Origin of the sequence: Bradyrhizobium sp. 521_C7_N1_3 (assembly GCF_052075975.1) — a bacterium.
Lineage (GTDB): Bacteria > Pseudomonadota > Alphaproteobacteria > Rhizobiales > Xanthobacteraceae > Bradyrhizobium > Bradyrhizobium japonicum.
Map to the genome: position 1 here is coordinate 1 of NZ_CP197232.1, position 16,770 is coordinate 16,770.

Genomic DNA, 16,770 nt, shown 5'->3' on the forward strand with positions numbered 1-16,770 from the left:
ATGAACACATCGGAACAGGATCGCTGGTCACGCGTGAAGAGCCGGCTGCGCTCGAACGTAGGCGAAGACGTCTACACGAGCTGGTTTGCCCGCATGGATCTGGAAGGCGTGCAGGAGGAGAGCGTGCGGCTCTCGGTGCCGACACGCTTCCTGAAGAGCTGGATTCAGGCGCATTATGCCGAGCGCGTGCTGTCGTGCTGGCAGGCCGAGGCGCCGGAAGTGCATCGCATCGATCTCACCGTTCGCTCCGCGGTGCGCCCGGTCATGCAGCAGAAGGAAGCGCCTGCGCCGGTCGAAACACGCCGCGCGCCCGCGCCGGAACTGCGCTCGACGGCGACTGCGCCGGTCTCCGCAAACCACGACGCGCTCGGCGGCTCGCCGCTCGATCCGCGCCTGACCTTTGCAAGCTTCGTCGTCGGCCGCTCCAACACGCTGGCGCATGCGGCGGCACGTCAGGTCGCCGAAGGGCGGCGCGGCGATCCCGTCATGTTCAACCCGCTCTACATCCATGCGGGCGTTGGCCTCGGCAAGACGCACCTGCTCCAGGCCGTGACCTGGGCCGGCAATTCCGGCAACGAGCGCAAGGTCCTGTATCTCACCGCCGAAAAATTCATGTACGGCTTCGTCGCCGCGCTGAAGACGCAGACGGCGCTCGCCTTCAAGGAAGCGCTGCGCGGCATCGACGTGCTCGTGATCGACGACCTCCAGTTCCTGCAGGGCAAGTCGACCCAGGCCGAGTTCTGTCACACGCTGAATGCGCTGATCGATGCCGGCCGCCAGGTCGTGATCGCGGCCGACCGTCCGCCGTCCGACCTCGAAAGCCTCGACGATCGCGTGCGCTCGCGCCTCGCCGGCGGTCTCGTGGTCGAGATGGGTTCGCTCGGCGAAGAACTGCGGCATGGAATCCTGAAGTCGCGCGTCGCGGCGGCCCGCGCCCATCACGCCACCTTCGACGTGCCGGAGGAGGTGCTGCATTATCTGGCGCGCACCATCACCCATAACGGCCGCGACCTCGAAGGCGCGATCAACCGGCTGCTCGCGCACTCGAAGCTGAACAACCAGCCGGTGACGCTGGAGATGGCCGAGCGCGAGGTACGCGATCTGGTCCGGCCGCAGGAGCCGAAGCGGATCAAGATCGAGGACATCCAGCGCGTGGTGGCGCGGCAGTATAACGTCAGCCGCTCCGACCTCCTGTCCTCGCGCCGCACCGCCAACGTGGTCCGTCCGCGCCAGGTGGCGATGTATCTCGCCAAGACGCTGACCCTGCGCTCGCTGCCCGAGATCGGCCGCCGCTTCGGCGGGCGCGACCACACCACGGTGCTGCACGCCGTGCGCAAGATCGAGGCGCTGGTCAACAAGGACACGGCGCTGTCCGAGGAAGTCGAATCGCTGAAGCGCCAGCTTCAGGAATAAACGCCTAAGGCTCCTGCCATTCTCCCGCCGCCCCGGCCATGCCTGGGCGGCGGTGTTCGTTTGCCGGGACGGCCGCCCTCCTTTTGGGCTGTAAATCGTGGGGAACCACCCCCCAATCCCTTGAAACCGATGGCTTTCCGCGCCACCTTGCGCGACCCTGACGGCTTTGGTCATATCGGCTGGATGATCCGGCTTTTCGGGGTCTTCGGTGCCGAGGCGCGCGTCCCGCCGCCCGGCTTTTCCAACGTTGTGTTTCCTTGGGGATCGGGCGAGTAGTGCAATGAAGGTTACGGTCGAACGCGCGCAACTCCTGAAATCGCTGGGTCATGTCCACCGCGTGGTCGAGCGCCGCAACACCATTCCGATCCTCGGCAACGTGCTGGTCCGCGCCGAGAACGCTAAATTGTCGCTGAAGGCGACCGACCTCGACCTCGAGGTGACGGAGACGCTCCCGGCCGAAACCGCGACCGCGGGCTCCACCACCGTGCCGGCGCACATGTTCTACGACATCGTGCGCAAGCTGCCTGACGGCTCGCAGATCGTGCTGGAGGCCGACGGCGACCGCGCCGTGCTGGCGATCCGCGCCGGCCGCTCGCGCTTCACGCTGCAGACCCTGCCGGAGAATGATTTCCCGGATCTCGCTGCCGGCGACATGTCGCACTCGTTCTCGCTCGCCGCCAAGGACGTCAAGCGGCTGATCGACCGCACCCAGTTCGCGATCTCGACCGAAGAGACGCGCTATTACCTCAACGGCATCTATCTGCACGCCGCGGGCACGGCCACGGCCGCCACCCTGCGCGGCGTTGCCACCGACGGCCACCGCCTCGCCCAGCTCGACCTGGTCCAGCCCAAGGGCGCCGACGGCATGCCCGGCGTGATCGTGCCGCGGAAAACCGTCGGCGAGGTGCAGCGCCTGATCGAGGACAACGAGGCCGAAGTCACGATCGAGCTGTCGCAGGCAAAGATCCGCTTCACCATCGGCAATGTGGTGCTGACCTCGAAGCTGATCGACGGCACCTTCCCCGACTATGGCCGCGTGATCCCGCAGGGCAACGACAAGGAACTCGTCGTCGACAAGAAGGATTTCGAGAACGCGGTCGACCGCGTCTCCACCATCTCCAGCGAGCGCGGCCGCGCCGTGAAGCTCTCGCTGTCGCCGGGCAAGCTGGTGCTATCCGTCACCAACCCGGATTCCGGCAGCGCGACCGAAGAGCTCGAAGTCGAATACGCCTCCGACGCCCTCGATATCGGCTTCAACTCGCGCTACCTCCTCGACATCGCCGCCCAGATCGAAGGCGACGTCGCCACGCTGAAGCTCGCCGACCCCGGCTCGCCGACGCTGGTGCAGGACAAGGACGACAAGAGCGCGCTCTACGTGCTGATGCCGATGCGGGTGTGAGGGCTACCGGCACTCCCTCGTATCGACTACATCCGTCATGGCCGGGCTTGTCCCGGCCATCCACGTCTTTGGAGCCAAGAACGTGGATGCCCGGCACAAGGCCGGGCATGACGAAAAGCGGATTTCCATGACCCCCTCCCGCATACAACGCCTGACGCTGACGCATTTTCGCAATTACCGGGCGGCGGGGCTCGAGACGGCGGCTGACATGGTGGCGCTGGTCGGACCGAACGGGGCCGGCAAGACCAATTGCATCGAGGCGATCTCGTTCCTGTCGCCGGGCCGGGGCTTGCGGCGCGCCACGCTGGAAGATGTCGCCGACAACCAGGGCGACGGCTCCTGGGCGGTGTCCGCGCAGGTCGAGGGCGCGCTGGGGCTCGCCACGCTCGGCACCGGCATCGACGCGCCACGCGCGGACGCCGCAGTCAGCCGGCGCTGCCGCATCGACCGCGAGCCGGTCAGTTCGGCCACCGCCTTCGGCGACCATATCCGCATGGTGTGGCTGACGCCGGCGATGGACGGGCTGTTCATGGGCGCGGCGTCCGAGCGGCGGCGCTTCTTCGATCGCCTGGTGCTGGCCATCGACAGCGAGCATTCCAGCCGGATCTCCGCGCTCGAACGCTCCCTGCGGTCGCGCAACCGCCTGCTCGAGACGCGCAATTACGACGACCATTGGTGTGATGCGATCGAGCGCGAGACCGCAGAGCTTGCGGTCGCGGTCGCCGCAACGCGCGGCCAGACCGCAGCGCGGCTCACGGGCATGCTCAACGCGCGCGCGCAGCAATCCGCATTCCCCTCGGCGCAGATCGCGCTCGACGGCTGGATGGAGAACGCGCTGCTCAACGAGACGGCGACGTCGGTCGAGGATCGCTACCGCCAGATCCTGCGCGACAACCGCCCACGCGACGCCATCGCCGGCCGCACCACCGACGGCCCGCACCTCACCGATCTCCAGGTGATCTATGCGCCGAAGAGCATGCCGGCGCGCGATGCCTCGACCGGCGAGCAGAAGGCGCTGCTGATTGGCCTCGTGCTGGCGCATGCGAGCCTGGTCGCCGAGATGACCGGCATCGTACCGCTACTGCTGCTCGACGAGGTCGTCGCGCATCTCGATCCGAACCGGCGCGCGGCGCTGTTCGAGGAGCTGCGCAAGCTCGGCGCGCAGGTGTGGCTGACCGGCGCCGACCCCGCCGCCTTTGCCGACATCGGCGCAGGCGGCGAAGTCTTTGACGTCGAGAGCGGACGGGTTTCGGCCCGGCATTAGACCTCGCATTGAACCCGACCGTTTTCCGCCACGACTAGTTGCCAGAGGCCGCGCCGACGATGTCGCAGCCGTTACCCATCGCGCGATGACACGATGCGCGACATTCCTGGAGAATGAGATGCGGACGGTAAGGCCCGGGGCGCAAGCCCCGGCACGATGGCGGGCGTTCGCGTGCGGCCTCGTCTTCCTCGCAAGCTGCATGCTCGCAGCAAGCGCCAGCGCCTGGGTGCCGCATCTGTCGCCGCTGTTCGCGTCGGCGCTCACGCCGGACCCCGGGGCCAGGCTGCCCGCGCCGACCCGCTATAGCTACCGAGGAACGCACACCACCGTCGTCAAGGGCATTGAAACGCCGCTCCGCACAAGGCTGGAGGCCACCGTGCCCGCCGAGCTCGGCGACGTCCTCGCCTTCTACCGTACCGAGCTCAGCAAGCTCGGCTGGCAGGAGCAGCACGATGGCGCGGTGGTCTCCGCCGATCACGTCCAGCTCGCCTTCGCCTCCCCGCTCGGACCTGGCATGCTGGCGCTCGACCGCAAGGACGCCAGCACCGCCGTCAATCTCGTGCAGAAGAACGCATCTGTCGCTGCAAATGCCAACGTGATGCCCCAGCCCGGCCAGGCGAAGCTGGTGTTCTCCAATATCAGCGAAACGGAAGCCACGCTCACGATCAACGACCGGACCATCAGGCACGCCGCCGGCGCCTACGCGGTTTCGCTGGATCTGCAGCCCGGCAAATATTCCTACGAGGTGAGCGTGCCGGGCCATCCAGCCGCGACGAACATCCTCAACTTCGCCGCCGGCGATACCTGGGAGCTTACGGTCGGGCGCGACGGAGAGGCGTGGTCGCCGCTCCTGCTGTATTGAACCTCACGGGTTTCTGCCGCGACTTCTCGTCTGAGGCCGCGTCGACGGTGTCGCAGCCTGCAAATGCGCATGCCCGAGCCGGGCGCGATATCCTGGAGACGTGACGATGTCGATGATCCCGCGCGGGACGCAAGTCCCGGCACGATGGCAGCTGCTTGCCTGCGGCCTTGTCCTGATGGCGAGCTGCTCGATCGCGGCCGCCGCCGACGGAGGCATCGTCGACGTCCATGCGCTGCCGCAGCTTGAAGGCGCGGTGGAAGACACCTCGCGCCCCGATCCCTACCGCGTCGAATACCGCATGCCGACGCCGGAAGCCGTGACATCGCTGGCGGTTAAGAAACTCCTCAGCGCCGACGGCTGGGTGCCCTATGTGAGGCCGCTGGAGGAGAAGAGCACCACACTGAACTTCAAGAAGGGACGGCTGGGCCTTTCGGTCTATCTCACGCAGGGCCTCGGCCGGCCCGACCAGTCCGTGGTCCACTACTCGACCGACCGGATCTACGGGAACGTGCCGTTTCCCGACGGCGCGAGCGACATCATGTTCGATGGGACCCGGCCCTATCTCAGTTGCATCGCGCCCGGCGCGCTCGATGCAACGTCGGACTTCTACGCCAGCCAGATGGCCGCGATCGGCTGGCAGAAGCTCACACCGGAAACCGCCGCGCGCTGGACGAGCAGCCTGGATGAAACCGTTCCCAACGGACTGCGCGCCTTCTACGCGCACCCTGACAGCAAGGAAGGCGGCTTCTATCAGCAGAAGCCGGTCATGCTGACGCTGACGCGCCGCGACGACGGCCGCACCAATGTGGACATCCGCGTCGCGCCCTTCGCCCTGCCCAGCGAGCTCAAAGCCGATAGCGATCTTGCCGGGCTGCCGCGGCCGAACCCGACCAAGACGGCCAGGAGCCTCGGCAGCGCTGGCTCCAACAAGCGCGAGATGTCGGCCGCCGCGATGGCCGAGCTGCCCGCCGTGCTGGCCTTCTATCACCGCGAGCTCGCCGCGCGCGGCTGGCAGGAGGACGGCAGCGCGCCGCTCGCGCCCGGCGACGAGGTCGCGATCAAGATCTCCAACGCCGAGGAAACCGGCGTGCTGCGGCTCGGCCGCAAATACGATTTCACCATGGTCAGCCTGACCGCGCAGGTGAAGGACTCCGCGCTTGCCGCTCGCGCCAAGGCGAAGAAGGAGGCCGACGACAAGTTCTTCAGCGATGCCGCGGCAGCCGCACAGAAGGTCATCGCCGCCGACGAGGCCCGCCGCAAGGTGCAGGCCGCCGCGCTCTCCGATACACCACTCAATGCGCTCGCCGACAGCAAGACACCCGTGCCGCTGCCCGAGACCGCCGAAGGCGTGAAGTTCGAAGGCGGCGACGGCCGACTCGAATTCTCTTCGACCTCGAGCGTGAAGGCGCTCGGCACCTTCTACCGCGCATCGCTGAAGAACGCGGGCTGGAAGGAGCAGCCTTCCGTCATCAACCAGCCCAACATGGCGGTGATGGAATTCTCCAAGGCCGGCAAGTCGATCTCGATGACCGTGATGCAGATGGGCCCGAAGGTGAATGTCAGCGCCAACGGCACCGGCCTCATGGTGGCTGCAGCGAAGCCGGTTGAGGCCAAATCCGCAGAAGCAAAGCCGATCCAAGCCAAATCGACCGAGCCGCTCAAGCCCGATCCCGATTCTGCCCTGCCGGTACCGACGCAGCGCAGCTCGAGCGGGATCAGCTCGACGAAATTCCCCGGCAGCGACCAATCGTTCCGCAAGGAGCTTGAAGCCAGCATTCCGGCTGAGCTCTCGGATGTCCTCGCCTTCTATCGCGCAGAGCTCAGCAAGCGCGGCTGGCAGGAAAAGACTGACGGCGCGACGGTCACCGCCGAGCGGGCGGAGCTGGCGTTCACCTCGCCGGAGGGTCCGGCCATGCTGAAGCTCGGCCGCGCCAGGGAGGAGACAACGGTCCGCCTGGTGCAACGGAATCCACAGGCAGCGGCCAAGGCCGACATCATGCCCAAGGCGGGCCAGGCCAGGGTGATGCTCGGCAATATCGGGCCGAAGGAGGCGTCGCTGACGATCAACAATCAGACCGTGAAGATCGCGGCCGGTGCGGGCGGCCCGCAATCGCCGAAGGGCCCGATGCTCGATCTGCCGCCCGGCAAGTATCAGTACGCGCTGCGCATGCCGGGGCGTCCTGCCCGCACCGAGAGCCTCACCGTCGCCGCCGGCGACGCCTGGGGCCTCCTGGTGGGGCCGACCGGCGAGGTGCTTCCGCTCCAGATGTATTGATCCCGCCGCCTGTGCCTGTAACGGCCAGGTTGAACCTGTCCGGTTCATGGGGCGACTAGTCGCTGGAGGCGGCGACTGTGTCGCAGCCGCTGCATGGCGCGAAGATCACAACGCGCGACATCCCTGGAGACTGGGCATGACGACGGTAAGGCGCGGGACGAAGGTCCCGGCACGATGGCGACTGTTCGTGTGCGGCCTCGCTCTGCTCGCAGGCGGCCTGGTCGCCGCAAGCGCCGGCGGATGGATGCACCGATCACCGCAAACTTCGGCCGCACTTACACCGGCCGATCCCGACGCCGACATGCCGGTGCCGAAGCAACACAGCTCCTCCAGCTCCAGCACCACCCATGTGACCGGCATCGAGATCCCGCTGCGGGTCGGACTGGAAGCCTGTGTGCAGGCCCAGCTCAGCGATGTGCTCGCCTTCTATCGCAGGGAGCTCGCAAAGCGTGGCTGGGAGGAAAGGCCAGATGGCGCTGAGATTGCCGCCGATCATGTGGAGCTCGCCTTCGCCTCCCCCAAGGGGCCGGCCACACTGAAGCTTGGCCGCGCGAAGGGCGAGACCATTGTCAGCCTGGTGCAGCGGAATACGGAGGCCGCGGCCAAGGCCAACTTCCTGCCGATGCCCGGACAGGCGCGGTTGATCTTCGGCTATCTCGTGCCGGACGTGGCTTCGCTCATGATCAACGATCAGACCGTCAAGATCGCGGGCGGCGTCAATCACCCGCAAACGCTGGATCTGCCGCCCGGCAAATATTCCTACAAGCTGGTCGTGTCGGGCTATCCGTTGCGCACCGACACCATCACCGTGGCCACAGGCGAGGCCTGGTCCCTCAGCTTTGACGACGATAAGAAGCCGGATCAGATCTACTGACCCCAGTGGCCTGTTCCTGGGCACCACAGTGCCCGGGAACGCGCCCCTCTGCGCCCCGCAAAATCCACGCCTTCAAGGGCCAAAAACGACCCCTCGAATCGCCCTTTTCACGAGCCCCAGAATCGGCCCTCCGACGCCTTGAAAACCGGCCCAAAAATCCTATCTGATCAAAGGGTTGCCGGAGGATACTTTGCGCTAGGCGCAAGCGGTCTTTCATGGCACAAATAGCCTGCAAATCAGCGCCTTTTGCGCGGCTGATTCGGGCGACATCTCGAAGGCCTCTCATGACAGAACCTGCTCGGCAGACACCTGCCGAAAACGAGCCCTCAAATCCGAGCGATTACGGGGCGGAATCGATCCGCGTGCTCAAGGGTCTCGACGCCGTCCGCAAGCGCCCGGGCATGTATATCGGCGACACCGACGACGGCTCGGGCCTGCACCACATGGTCTACGAGGTCGTCGACAACGCGATCGACGAAGCGCTGGCGGGCCACGCCACGCGCGTCGACGTCGTGCTCAATGCCGACAATTCCGTCACGGTGCGCGACGACGGCCGCGGCATTCCCGTCGACATCCACAAGGGCGAAGGCATCTCGGCGGCCGAGGTCATCATGACCCAGCTCCATGCCGGCGGAAAGTTCGACCAGAATTCCTACAAGGTCTCCGGCGGCCTGCACGGCGTTGGCGTCTCCGTCGTCAACGCGCTGTCGAGCAAGCTCGGCTTGCGCATCTGGCGCGACGACAAGGAGCACTATATCGAGTTCGCCCATGGCGATGCGGTTGCGCCGCTGAAGGTGGTCGGCGACGCACCGGGCCGGCGCGGCACCGAGGTGACGTTCCTGGCCTCGCCCGAGACCTTCAAGAACATTGAATATGATTTCGCCACGCTCGAGCATCGCCTCCGCGAGCTCGCCTTCCTCAATTCCGGCGTCAACATCATCCTCTCCGACATGCGCCATGCGGTCGAGAAGCGCGAGGAGATGCACTATTCCGGCGGTGTCGAGGAATTCGTCAAATATCTCGACCGCAACAAGAAGGCGATCGTGCCGGCGCCGATCATGGTGCGCGCGGAAGCCAACGGCATCGGCGTCGAGGCCGCATTGTGGTGGAACGACAGCTACCACGAGAACGTGCTGTGCTTCACCAACAACATCCCGCAGCGTGACGGCGGCACCCATCTCGCCGGGTTCCGCGGCGCGCTGACGCGCCAGGTCAACGGCTATGCCGAGGCCAACGCCAAGAAGGAAAAGATCGCGCTGACCGGCGACGACTGCCGTGAAGGCCTCACCGCCGTTCTCTCGGTGAAGGTGCCCGATCCGAAATTCTCGTCGCAGACCAAGGACAAGCTGGTGTCCTCGGAAGTGCGTCCCGTGGTCGAGAACGTCCTCAACGAGGCGCTCCAGGCCTGGTTCGAGGAGCACCCCTCGGAAGCCAAGATGATCGTCGGCAAGGTGATCCAGGCGGCAGCCGCCCGCGAAGCTGCGCGAAAAGCGCGCGAGCTCACGCGCAAGAGCCCGCTCTCGGTCTCCTCGCTGCCCGGCAAGCTCGCCGACTGCCAGGAAAAGGACCCGGCGAAATCCGAACTCTTCATCGTCGAGGGCGACTCGGCAGGCGGTAGCGCCAAGCAGGGCCGCAACCGCGAATTCCAGGCGGTGCTGCCGCTGCGCGGCAAGATCCTCAACGTGGAGCGCGTCCGCCCCGACAAGATGCTGTCGTCGGAGCAGATCGGCACGCTGATCACCGCGCTCGGCACCGGTATCAGCGACGAGTTCTCGGTCGAGAAGCTGCGCTATCACAAGATCATCGTGATGACGGACGCCGACGTCGACGGCGCCCACATCCGCACGCTGCTGCTGACCTTCTTCTACCGGCAGATGCGCGACATCATCGACGGCGGCTATCTCTATATCGCCCAGCCGCCGCTCTATAAGGTCTCACGCGGCAAGTCCGAGCAGTACCTGAAGGACGAACGGGCGCTGGAAGACTATCTGATCGACGCCGGCCTCGATGATTGCGTCTTCATCCCCGGCAGCGGCGGCGACCGCACCGGCCGCGATCTGCGCGCACTGGTCGAGGACGCCCGCGTGGTCCGCAGCATCCTGCGCAATCTGCACAGCCGCTATAACCGCAAGGTCATCGAGCAGGCTGCCATCACGGGCGTGCTGAACAAGTCGGTCTACGGCAATCCCGAGAACGCCACGGCCGCGGCGCAGTACATCGCAACCCGGCTGGACAACCAGGCCGAGGAGGTCGAGCGCGGCTGGGTCGGGCAATTCGTCGAGGGTCAGGGTTTCCTGTTCGAGCGCACCGTGCGTGGCGTCAAGGAAGCGGCCATCATCGACGACGCGCTGCTCGGCTCCGCCGAGGCCCGCAAGCTCGACGAGTACGCGCCAAAGCTCCAGGACGTCTATGCCCGCTCCGGCAGGCTGCGGCGGAAAGACAGCGAGCATGTGGTCCACGGCCCTTCGGACCTGTTCGAGGCAGTCACCGATTCCGGCCGCAAGGGCATATCGCTGCAGCGCTACAAAGGCCTCGGCGAGATGAACCCGGAGCAGCTCTGGGAGACGACGCTCGACACCGACGTGCGCTCGCTCTTGCAGGTGAAGGTCAAGGAGGTCGACGAGGCCGACGATATCTTCACCAAGCTGATGGGCGACGTGGTCGAACCGCGCCGCGACTTCATCCAGGAACACTCCCTGAGCGCGACGATCGATATCTGAGGGCTCGCTGCTGCCACAGCGTCATGGCCGGGCTCGTCCCGGCCATCCACGCCTTGCTCCGCGAAACAAAGAACGTGGATGCCCGGGACAAGCCCGGGCATGACGGCTAGACCAATCCCTGCATCGCTGAACCTCACCGCCCACCATCGCGACGAAGTGGCATGAACCCGTAAGGCCAATTCCGGCCGGGACGCGTCGCGCCATGACCACCTCCGCAACGACCAGTTCCGCCCTCCCCTCCCGCCGTCTCGGCATCATCGGCAGTATTGTCGGCGCGCTGGCGCTGATGGCGGCTGTGTTGCCGCACTGGGTCGTGCCGATGATCTTCCCGCCGCCACCGGCGGACCAGGTCATCGTCGACACCGGCCATCGCATCAAGGACCGCGTGATCGCGCGCGTGAAGGGCGTGGAGTATCAGGCGCCGAAGGTCGAGAAGTCGGCTGGGCGCAGCTGGAGCGAAGCCGCTTCGGCCACCGCAATCTCGCTCGGCCTGCTCGCCATCCTGCTCTCGGTTCTCGCGCTGATCTTTCGGGAGGAGCGGCTCCTTGCCGGCGTGGCCGCGATCCTCGGCACCGGCGCCATCGCGATCGAGATTTCCTTCGTCATGATCGGCGCGCTGATCCTGATTGCAATCCTCTATGTGGTCGCGAATATCATCGGCCTGTTCTGAGCGGGGCCTTCCATGGTTCGAGAGGTGCGTTCCGCGCTCCTCGCCATGAGGGTCTGGTCGGCACATCGCCGCGGGCGGACCCCGGCCGCCACAATTGCTCCCGCGCTCAATTCTCTGTAGTTTCCGCCCGAAACAGCCCCACCCAACAGGACAGCGAGAACCCCGTGGCGCCCATCCAGTACATTGTCGAGGGCGGTCACCGGCTCTCGGGCTCGATCGAGCCGTCCGGCAACAAGAATTCGGCGCTGCCGATCATCGCCGCCGCCCTGCTCACCGAGCATCCGGTGACGCTGGAGAACGTGCCGCGGATCCGCGACACCGAGACGCTGGTCGAGCTGATCCGCTCGGTCGGCGCCGCGGCGGAATGGACCGCCCGCAACACGCTGCACATCCACGCCAAGAGCATCCGCGCCGCCGACCTCGACCCCGAGCTGTGCGTGCGCATCCGCGCCTCGATCCTGCTCGCGGGCCCCCTGCTCGCCCGCTGCGGCGAAGTGATGCTGCCGCCGCCCGGCGGCGACGTCATCGGCCGCCGCCGCCTCGACACCCATGTGCTCGCGCTCGAACAACTGGGCGCCAAGGTCACCGCCACCGACCGGCTCGAATTCCGCGCGGCAAAGCTCGCCGGTGCTGACGTGTTCCTGGACGAGCCGAGCGTCACCGCAACCGAGAACGCGCTGGTCGCGGCCGTCGCCGCCGACGGCGTCACCCATTTGCGCAACGCGGCCTCCGAGCCGCATGTGCAGGACCTCGCCAATTTCCTGGTCGCGCTCGGCGCGCGAATCGAGGGCATCGGCACCAACACCATGATCGTGCATGGGCCGGCGACGCTGGGCGCCACGACCTACCGGATCCAGCCCGACCATATCGAGGTCGGCTCGCTGATCGGGCTTGCGGCCGTCACGCGCTCCCCGCTTCGCATCGTGCGCGCCGGCGTCGAGCATCTGCGCTCGATCCGCATGGGGTTCGAGCGGCTCGGCATCGTCTGCCGCATCGAGGGTGATGATCTCATCGTGCCCTCGAACCAGACGCTGAAGATCCAGGACGATTTCGGCGGCCACGTGCCGAAGCTGGAGGACCAGCCCTGGCCGGCCTTCCCGGCCGATCTGATGTCGATCGCGATCGTCACCGCCACGCAATGCGACGGCGTGATCCTGATGTTCGAGAAGATGTTCGAATCGCGGATGTTCTTCGTCGACAAGCTGATCGCCATGGGCGCGCGAATTGTTCTCTGTGATCCGCATCGCGCCATCATCGCCGGCCCCAGCCGCCTGCGCGGCGCATCGATGATCTCGCCCGACATCCGCGCCGGCATGGCGATGCTGCTCGCCGCGGTCTGCGCCGAGGGCACCTCCACGATCAACAACGCCGACCAGATCGAGCGCGGCTACGAGCGCATCGACGAACGCCTGAACGCGCTCGGCGCGAAGATCCGACGCGTGCCGGAGCGGAAGGGCTGAGAAATTCTCTCCGCGCCACAGTATCGTAGGGTGGGCAAAGCGTAGCGTGCCCACCGCTTCTGTTGCCGTGTTGGACTGATGATGGGCACGGCGCAAGCGCGCCTTTGCCCACCCTACGAGTCCTGAAATGGTCTCGTGCCCCGGATGCAGCGCAGCACGCCAGTGATGCGCGGCTGAGCCGGGGCCCATGCGAGCGAGAGCCGCGCCCGTAACTTCTGGTCCCGGCTCTGCGCAGCACCGCTTCGCGCTGCAGCGCGTCCGGGACACGAGAGCCATGTTTTCGTCGCTCGACGATGCTATTGGGTAACCATGCTCGACACCGTGCAACCTCGTCCGCAGCCGCAAGCCGGCGTGCCGCAAAACCATCTCGCCGAAGAGTTCGTCGAGACGCTGCGGCTGGCCGTGCCGATGATGCTGACGCAGCTCGGGCAGATCGCGATGATCACGACCGATCTCGCGCTGATCGGGCGGCTCGGCGAGGATGCGGTCGCGGCCGCCGCGCTGGCGCATACGGTTTATTTCGTCAGCTTCACCTTCGGGCTCGGATTGATGGCCGCGGTGTCGCCGCTGGCCGCGCAGGCGTTCGGCGCCGGCGACGTCAAGCGCATCCGCCGCTCGCTGCGCTCCGGCCTGTGGGTCGCACTCCTGATCTCGCTGCCGATGATGGCCTCGCCGCTCTATGGCGAGCGCATCCTGCTGGCGCTCGGACAGGCACCGCAATCGGCCGCGCTCGCGCAGCGCTATCTGAACGGGCTGGCCTGGGGCATCGCGCCGGCGCTCGGCTTCATCGCCTTGCGCAGCATGATGAGCGCGGTGAACCGGCCGCAACCGCCGCTGTGGATCACCATTGCGGCGATCCCCGCCAACGCGGCGCTGGTCTATTGCCTGATCCACGGCCTGTTCGGCCTGCCGGAGCTCGGCCTGTTCGGCGCGGGGCTTGCGACCACACTCGTCAATCTCGGCACCTTCCTCGCCGTACTCGCCATCGCCGCATGGCGAAAGCCGTTCGCGGACTACCGCCCGCTCGCCCACCTGTGGCGGATCGACTGGCCCCTGATGCGCCAGCTCATCGCGGTCGGCGCACCGATCTCGTTTTCCCTGCTGCTGGAATATGGCCTGTTCTCATCCGCCGCGCTGCTGATGGGATTGATCTCGATCACGGCGCTTGCCGCGCACCAGATCGCGCTCCAGGTCACGGCCGTGCTGTTCATGGTCCCACTTGGTATCGGCATGGCGGCGACGGTCCGCGTCGGCCATGCTTTCGGCCGCGACGACCCGGCCGCGGTGAGGCGCGCGGGCCTCGTCGCGGCGATGCTTGGCGTAGCGTTGGTCTCAGCCCTGACCGTTGCCATCATCCTCGGCCGCTACGAGCTCGGACGGCTGTTCTTCGGGAGCAGCGAGGCCAGCGCGGCCACTGTCGAGCTGACGGCGACCCTGCTGCTGGTCGGCGCGACCTTCTTCATCGCCGACGGCCTCCAGACCATCATGGCCGGCGCGCTGCGCGGCATCAACGATACAAGGATGACGTTGCTGTTCGCGGCGATCGGCTATTGGTGCGTCGCCTTTCCCATCGCCTGGGTGCTGGCCTTCAATGCCGGGCTCGGCGCGGTCGGCGTCTGGATCGGGTTCTCGACCGGCACGTTCGTCTATGCCGGGCTCCTGATCTTGCGCTTCCGCATGCTGACGCGCAGACTGGCGGGATGATCGGGATCATGGAGCCGGTGCGATGACCCTGTCGGTCGACCTCTTCTACTCCTACCGCAGTCCCTTCAGCTATCTGGCGCTGCCGAAGACGCTCAAGCTCGTCGAAGAGTACGATCTCGCGGTGAATTTGCGGCCGGTCTATCCGCTCGCCGTCCGCGTGCCCGGCTTCTTCAAGAAGGCCAGCCCGAACTTCATTCGCTATGTGGTGCTCGACAGCACGCGCGTAGCGCAGCACGAGGGCATCCCGTTCCGCTTTCCGAGGCCCGATCCGATCGTACAGGACAAGACGACGTTCGATGTTGCGGCCGAGCAGCCCTACATCCACCGCCTGACCCGGCTGGGTGCGATGGCCCAGCTCGAAGGCCGCTCGCTCGCATTCACCGATGCGATCGCGCGCGTGCTGTGGGACGGCTCGGTGGCGGGATGGAACGAAGGCGATCACCTCGCGCGCGCCGCTGAGGCGGCCGGCTTCGATCTCGCCGCGATGGATGAAGCGATCAGCGCCGACCCCGATCGCTACGAGCGGGTGATCGCCGAAAACGAGAAGGACCATGCCGCCTCCGGTCATTGGGGCGTGCCGACCTTCGTGTTCGAGAACGAGCCGTTCTTCGGCCAGGACCGCATCGACCTGCTGCTCTGGCGCATGAAGGACAAGGGCCTGAAAAAGCGCTAGAGTCATTTTCCAACGCGTTTTCTTGACGCGAACCGGTACCCACTTCGCTCGAAGACGCTCTGGCCGACCATGAACCAACCTCTGCGAGCATGCGACTGAGACGTGGCGCCCCGATGCCGGCGGCGCGTTCGGAGGTCGCATGTATCTGGCAAAGTTCTTCCACCGCGCACCCGGCGACGACGATCGCGAATTGATGCTGGTCCCGGGCAGCGATCCCATGGTGATCGGCGTTCATATGAACTGGAACGGCGATCCCGACGCGAACGAATTTCTGCGCAAGGAATTTCCTGATATCGCCCGCGCCGCCGCGGCCTTCCGCCGCCATGTCGCCAAGCTGGTCGCGGCCGGCTATGTCGAGACGGATCATACCAACTACACGCTGCGCGACCTCGGGCCCAATCCGCAAGCCAAGCCGGACTGGCAGAAGGGCCTCGATGAGCTGATGATCCTGGCGCTCAGCGCGCCGATGGCCGAGCAGGCCGCGCAGCTCGACGCGCTCAAGGGCACGCCGGCCGAACATGAGCCGCTGTATCTCTGGCACGCCGCTCGCCGCGGCAAGGTCGCCGGTGAAGACCTTGCGCAGGCGGTGCGCTTTGCCGAACAGGCGCGCGATACGCTCGTTGCGCGGCGCGCTGCCGGGCAGCCGCATTATGCGTGGTCCATCTACGAGGGCGATCTCGAAGGGCGCATCCTGGAATTGTTGAGCGACGTCTATCTTCAGGCCGACAATCCCGAGGCATCACTGAAGACGATCGAGCATCTTTGCAAGACCGCCCCGAACCACACGCGCATCCTCAAGCGCGCCGAACTGCTCTGCGGCTATTTTCCCAAGCGGCGCGAAGAAGCCTTTGACGACGCCTATCAATGGTCGCGGTTCGGCGGCTACGAGGACATCATGGCGTTTCCCGGCTATGAGGACTACGAGGCCCAGCGCAAGGCGGCAACGTCAAGCAAAGGCTGGCGCTGGAAACCCGGTACGCCCGCGAGCGAAGCGGACGTGAGCAAAGCGGAGCAGGCGCTCGGCGTCCGGCTCCCCGATGACTACCGCAAGTTCCTGCTGACGCGCGGCGAGACCGAATTGCTGGTGCGGCTGCCTGAATCATCGTCCGAGCTTCGCTTCTATGCGCCTGATGAACTCGCCACGCAGCTTCGCAGTGTCCTGGACTTCATTGCCCATTCCGAGGACGAGCTCGAAGAGGCCTGCGCCTATTTCCGTCAGGAATACGGCGTCTCGCTGAAACATCTGGTGCCGGTTGCCGAGCCGTCGCAGCTCAGCCGCTGCCTGCTGCTCCATGTCGAGCCCGGCGACCGCTATGGCCAGTGCTTTCAGTGGGACCATGACGGCGCGTGGGAGCTGGAGCAGCAGCAGCCGAGTCTTGACGTTGCGCTGAAGGCGTTGACCGTTGGCATCGAGCGGCGCGACGCAACGCAACTCGCGTTCTTCGATCTCTAGCTG

At 66.2% G+C, this 16,770-nt stretch carries 12 protein-coding genes; all 12 read left to right on the forward strand.

Going from position 1 to position 16,770, the window contains the following annotated elements; genetic code table 11:
• A partial coding sequence (gene dnaA / locus AB7008_RS00005) for a chromosomal replication initiator protein DnaA (protein WP_028155366.1) occupies positions 1–1,413 on the forward strand: 1,413 nt, incomplete at its 5' end.
• A 280-nt stretch (positions 1,414–1,693) separates the two neighbouring features.
• Positions 1,694–2,812, forward strand: a complete 1,119-nt coding sequence (gene dnaN / locus AB7008_RS00010) for a DNA polymerase III subunit beta (protein WP_014491013.1) — start codon at positions 1,694–1,696, stop codon at positions 2,810–2,812.
• Positions 2,813–2,939: 127 nt separating this feature from the next.
• Positions 2,940–4,076: a DNA replication/repair protein RecF gene (gene recF, locus AB7008_RS00015; protein ID WP_304492133.1), complete on the forward strand. Its 1,137-nt coding sequence runs from the start codon at positions 2,940–2,942 to the stop codon at positions 4,074–4,076.
• A 118-nt stretch (positions 4,077–4,194) separates the two neighbouring features.
• Positions 4,195–4,938: a hypothetical protein gene (locus AB7008_RS00020; RefSeq protein WP_441258225.1), complete on the forward strand. Its 744-nt coding sequence runs from the start codon at positions 4,195–4,197 to the stop codon at positions 4,936–4,938.
• 106 nt (positions 4,939–5,044) lie between these two features.
• Positions 5,045–7,213 carry a hypothetical protein gene (locus tag AB7008_RS00025; RefSeq protein ID WP_441258226.1) on the forward strand — a complete coding sequence of 723 codons (2,169 nt, stop codon included), beginning with the start codon at positions 5,045–5,047 and terminating at the stop codon, positions 7,211–7,213.
• A 136-nt stretch (positions 7,214–7,349) separates the two neighbouring features.
• Positions 7,350–8,087 (forward strand): hypothetical protein, encoded by a 738-nt coding sequence (locus AB7008_RS00030; protein WP_441258227.1) that lies wholly within the window; start codon positions 7,350–7,352, stop codon positions 8,085–8,087.
• 284 nt (positions 8,088–8,371) lie between these two features.
• Positions 8,372–10,807, forward strand: a complete 2,436-nt coding sequence (gene gyrB, locus AB7008_RS00035; protein WP_441258228.1) for a DNA topoisomerase (ATP-hydrolyzing) subunit B — start codon at positions 8,372–8,374, stop codon at positions 10,805–10,807.
• A gap of 202 nt (positions 10,808–11,009) precedes the next feature.
• On the forward strand, positions 11,010–11,477 hold the full coding sequence (locus tag AB7008_RS00040; RefSeq protein WP_441258229.1) for a hypothetical protein: 468 nt from the start codon (positions 11,010–11,012) through the stop codon (positions 11,475–11,477).
• Between the two features lie 164 nt (positions 11,478–11,641).
• On the forward strand, positions 11,642–12,937 hold the full coding sequence (murA, locus tag AB7008_RS00045; RefSeq protein ID WP_014491005.1) for a UDP-N-acetylglucosamine 1-carboxyvinyltransferase: 1,296 nt from the start codon (positions 11,642–11,644) through the stop codon (positions 12,935–12,937).
• Positions 12,938–13,246: 309 nt separating this feature from the next.
• Entirely contained in the window at positions 13,247–14,641 is a 1,395-nt protein-coding gene (locus AB7008_RS00050; RefSeq protein ID WP_441258230.1) for an MATE family efflux transporter, read from the forward strand.
• Between the two features lie 22 nt (positions 14,642–14,663).
• A complete protein-coding gene (locus AB7008_RS00055; RefSeq protein WP_248880591.1) occupies positions 14,664–15,314 on the forward strand; it encodes a 2-hydroxychromene-2-carboxylate isomerase in 651 nt (216 codons plus the stop codon).
• 139 nt (positions 15,315–15,453) lie between these two features.
• Positions 15,454–16,767, forward strand: a complete 1,314-nt coding sequence (locus AB7008_RS00060; protein WP_441258231.1) for an SMI1/KNR4 family protein — start codon at positions 15,454–15,456, stop codon at positions 16,765–16,767.
• Positions 16,768–16,770 lie beyond the last annotated feature (3 nt).

Coding starts and splice junctions, on each gene's coding strand:
- AB7008_RS00025 (WP_441258226.1), top strand. CDS start 5,045: ATGTCGATGATCCCGCGCGGGACGCAAGTCCCGGCACGATGGCAGCTG.
- recF (WP_304492133.1), top strand. CDS start 2,940: ATGACCCCCTCCCGCATACAACGCCTGACGCTGACGCATTTTCGCAAT.
- AB7008_RS00050 (WP_441258230.1), top strand. CDS start 13,247: ATGCTCGACACCGTGCAACCTCGTCCGCAGCCGCAAGCCGGCGTGCCG.
- AB7008_RS00030 (WP_441258227.1), top strand. CDS start 7,350: ATGACGACGGTAAGGCGCGGGACGAAGGTCCCGGCACGATGGCGACTG.
- AB7008_RS00020 (WP_441258225.1), top strand. CDS start 4,195: ATGCGGACGGTAAGGCCCGGGGCGCAAGCCCCGGCACGATGGCGGGCG.
- dnaN (WP_014491013.1), top strand. CDS start 1,694: ATGAAGGTTACGGTCGAACGCGCGCAACTCCTGAAATCGCTGGGTCAT.
- AB7008_RS00055 (WP_248880591.1), top strand. CDS start 14,664: ATGACCCTGTCGGTCGACCTCTTCTACTCCTACCGCAGTCCCTTCAGC.
- gyrB (WP_441258228.1), top strand. CDS start 8,372: ATGACAGAACCTGCTCGGCAGACACCTGCCGAAAACGAGCCCTCAAAT.
- AB7008_RS00040 (WP_441258229.1), top strand. CDS start 11,010: ATGACCACCTCCGCAACGACCAGTTCCGCCCTCCCCTCCCGCCGTCTC.
- AB7008_RS00060 (WP_441258231.1), top strand. CDS start 15,454: ATGTATCTGGCAAAGTTCTTCCACCGCGCACCCGGCGACGACGATCGC.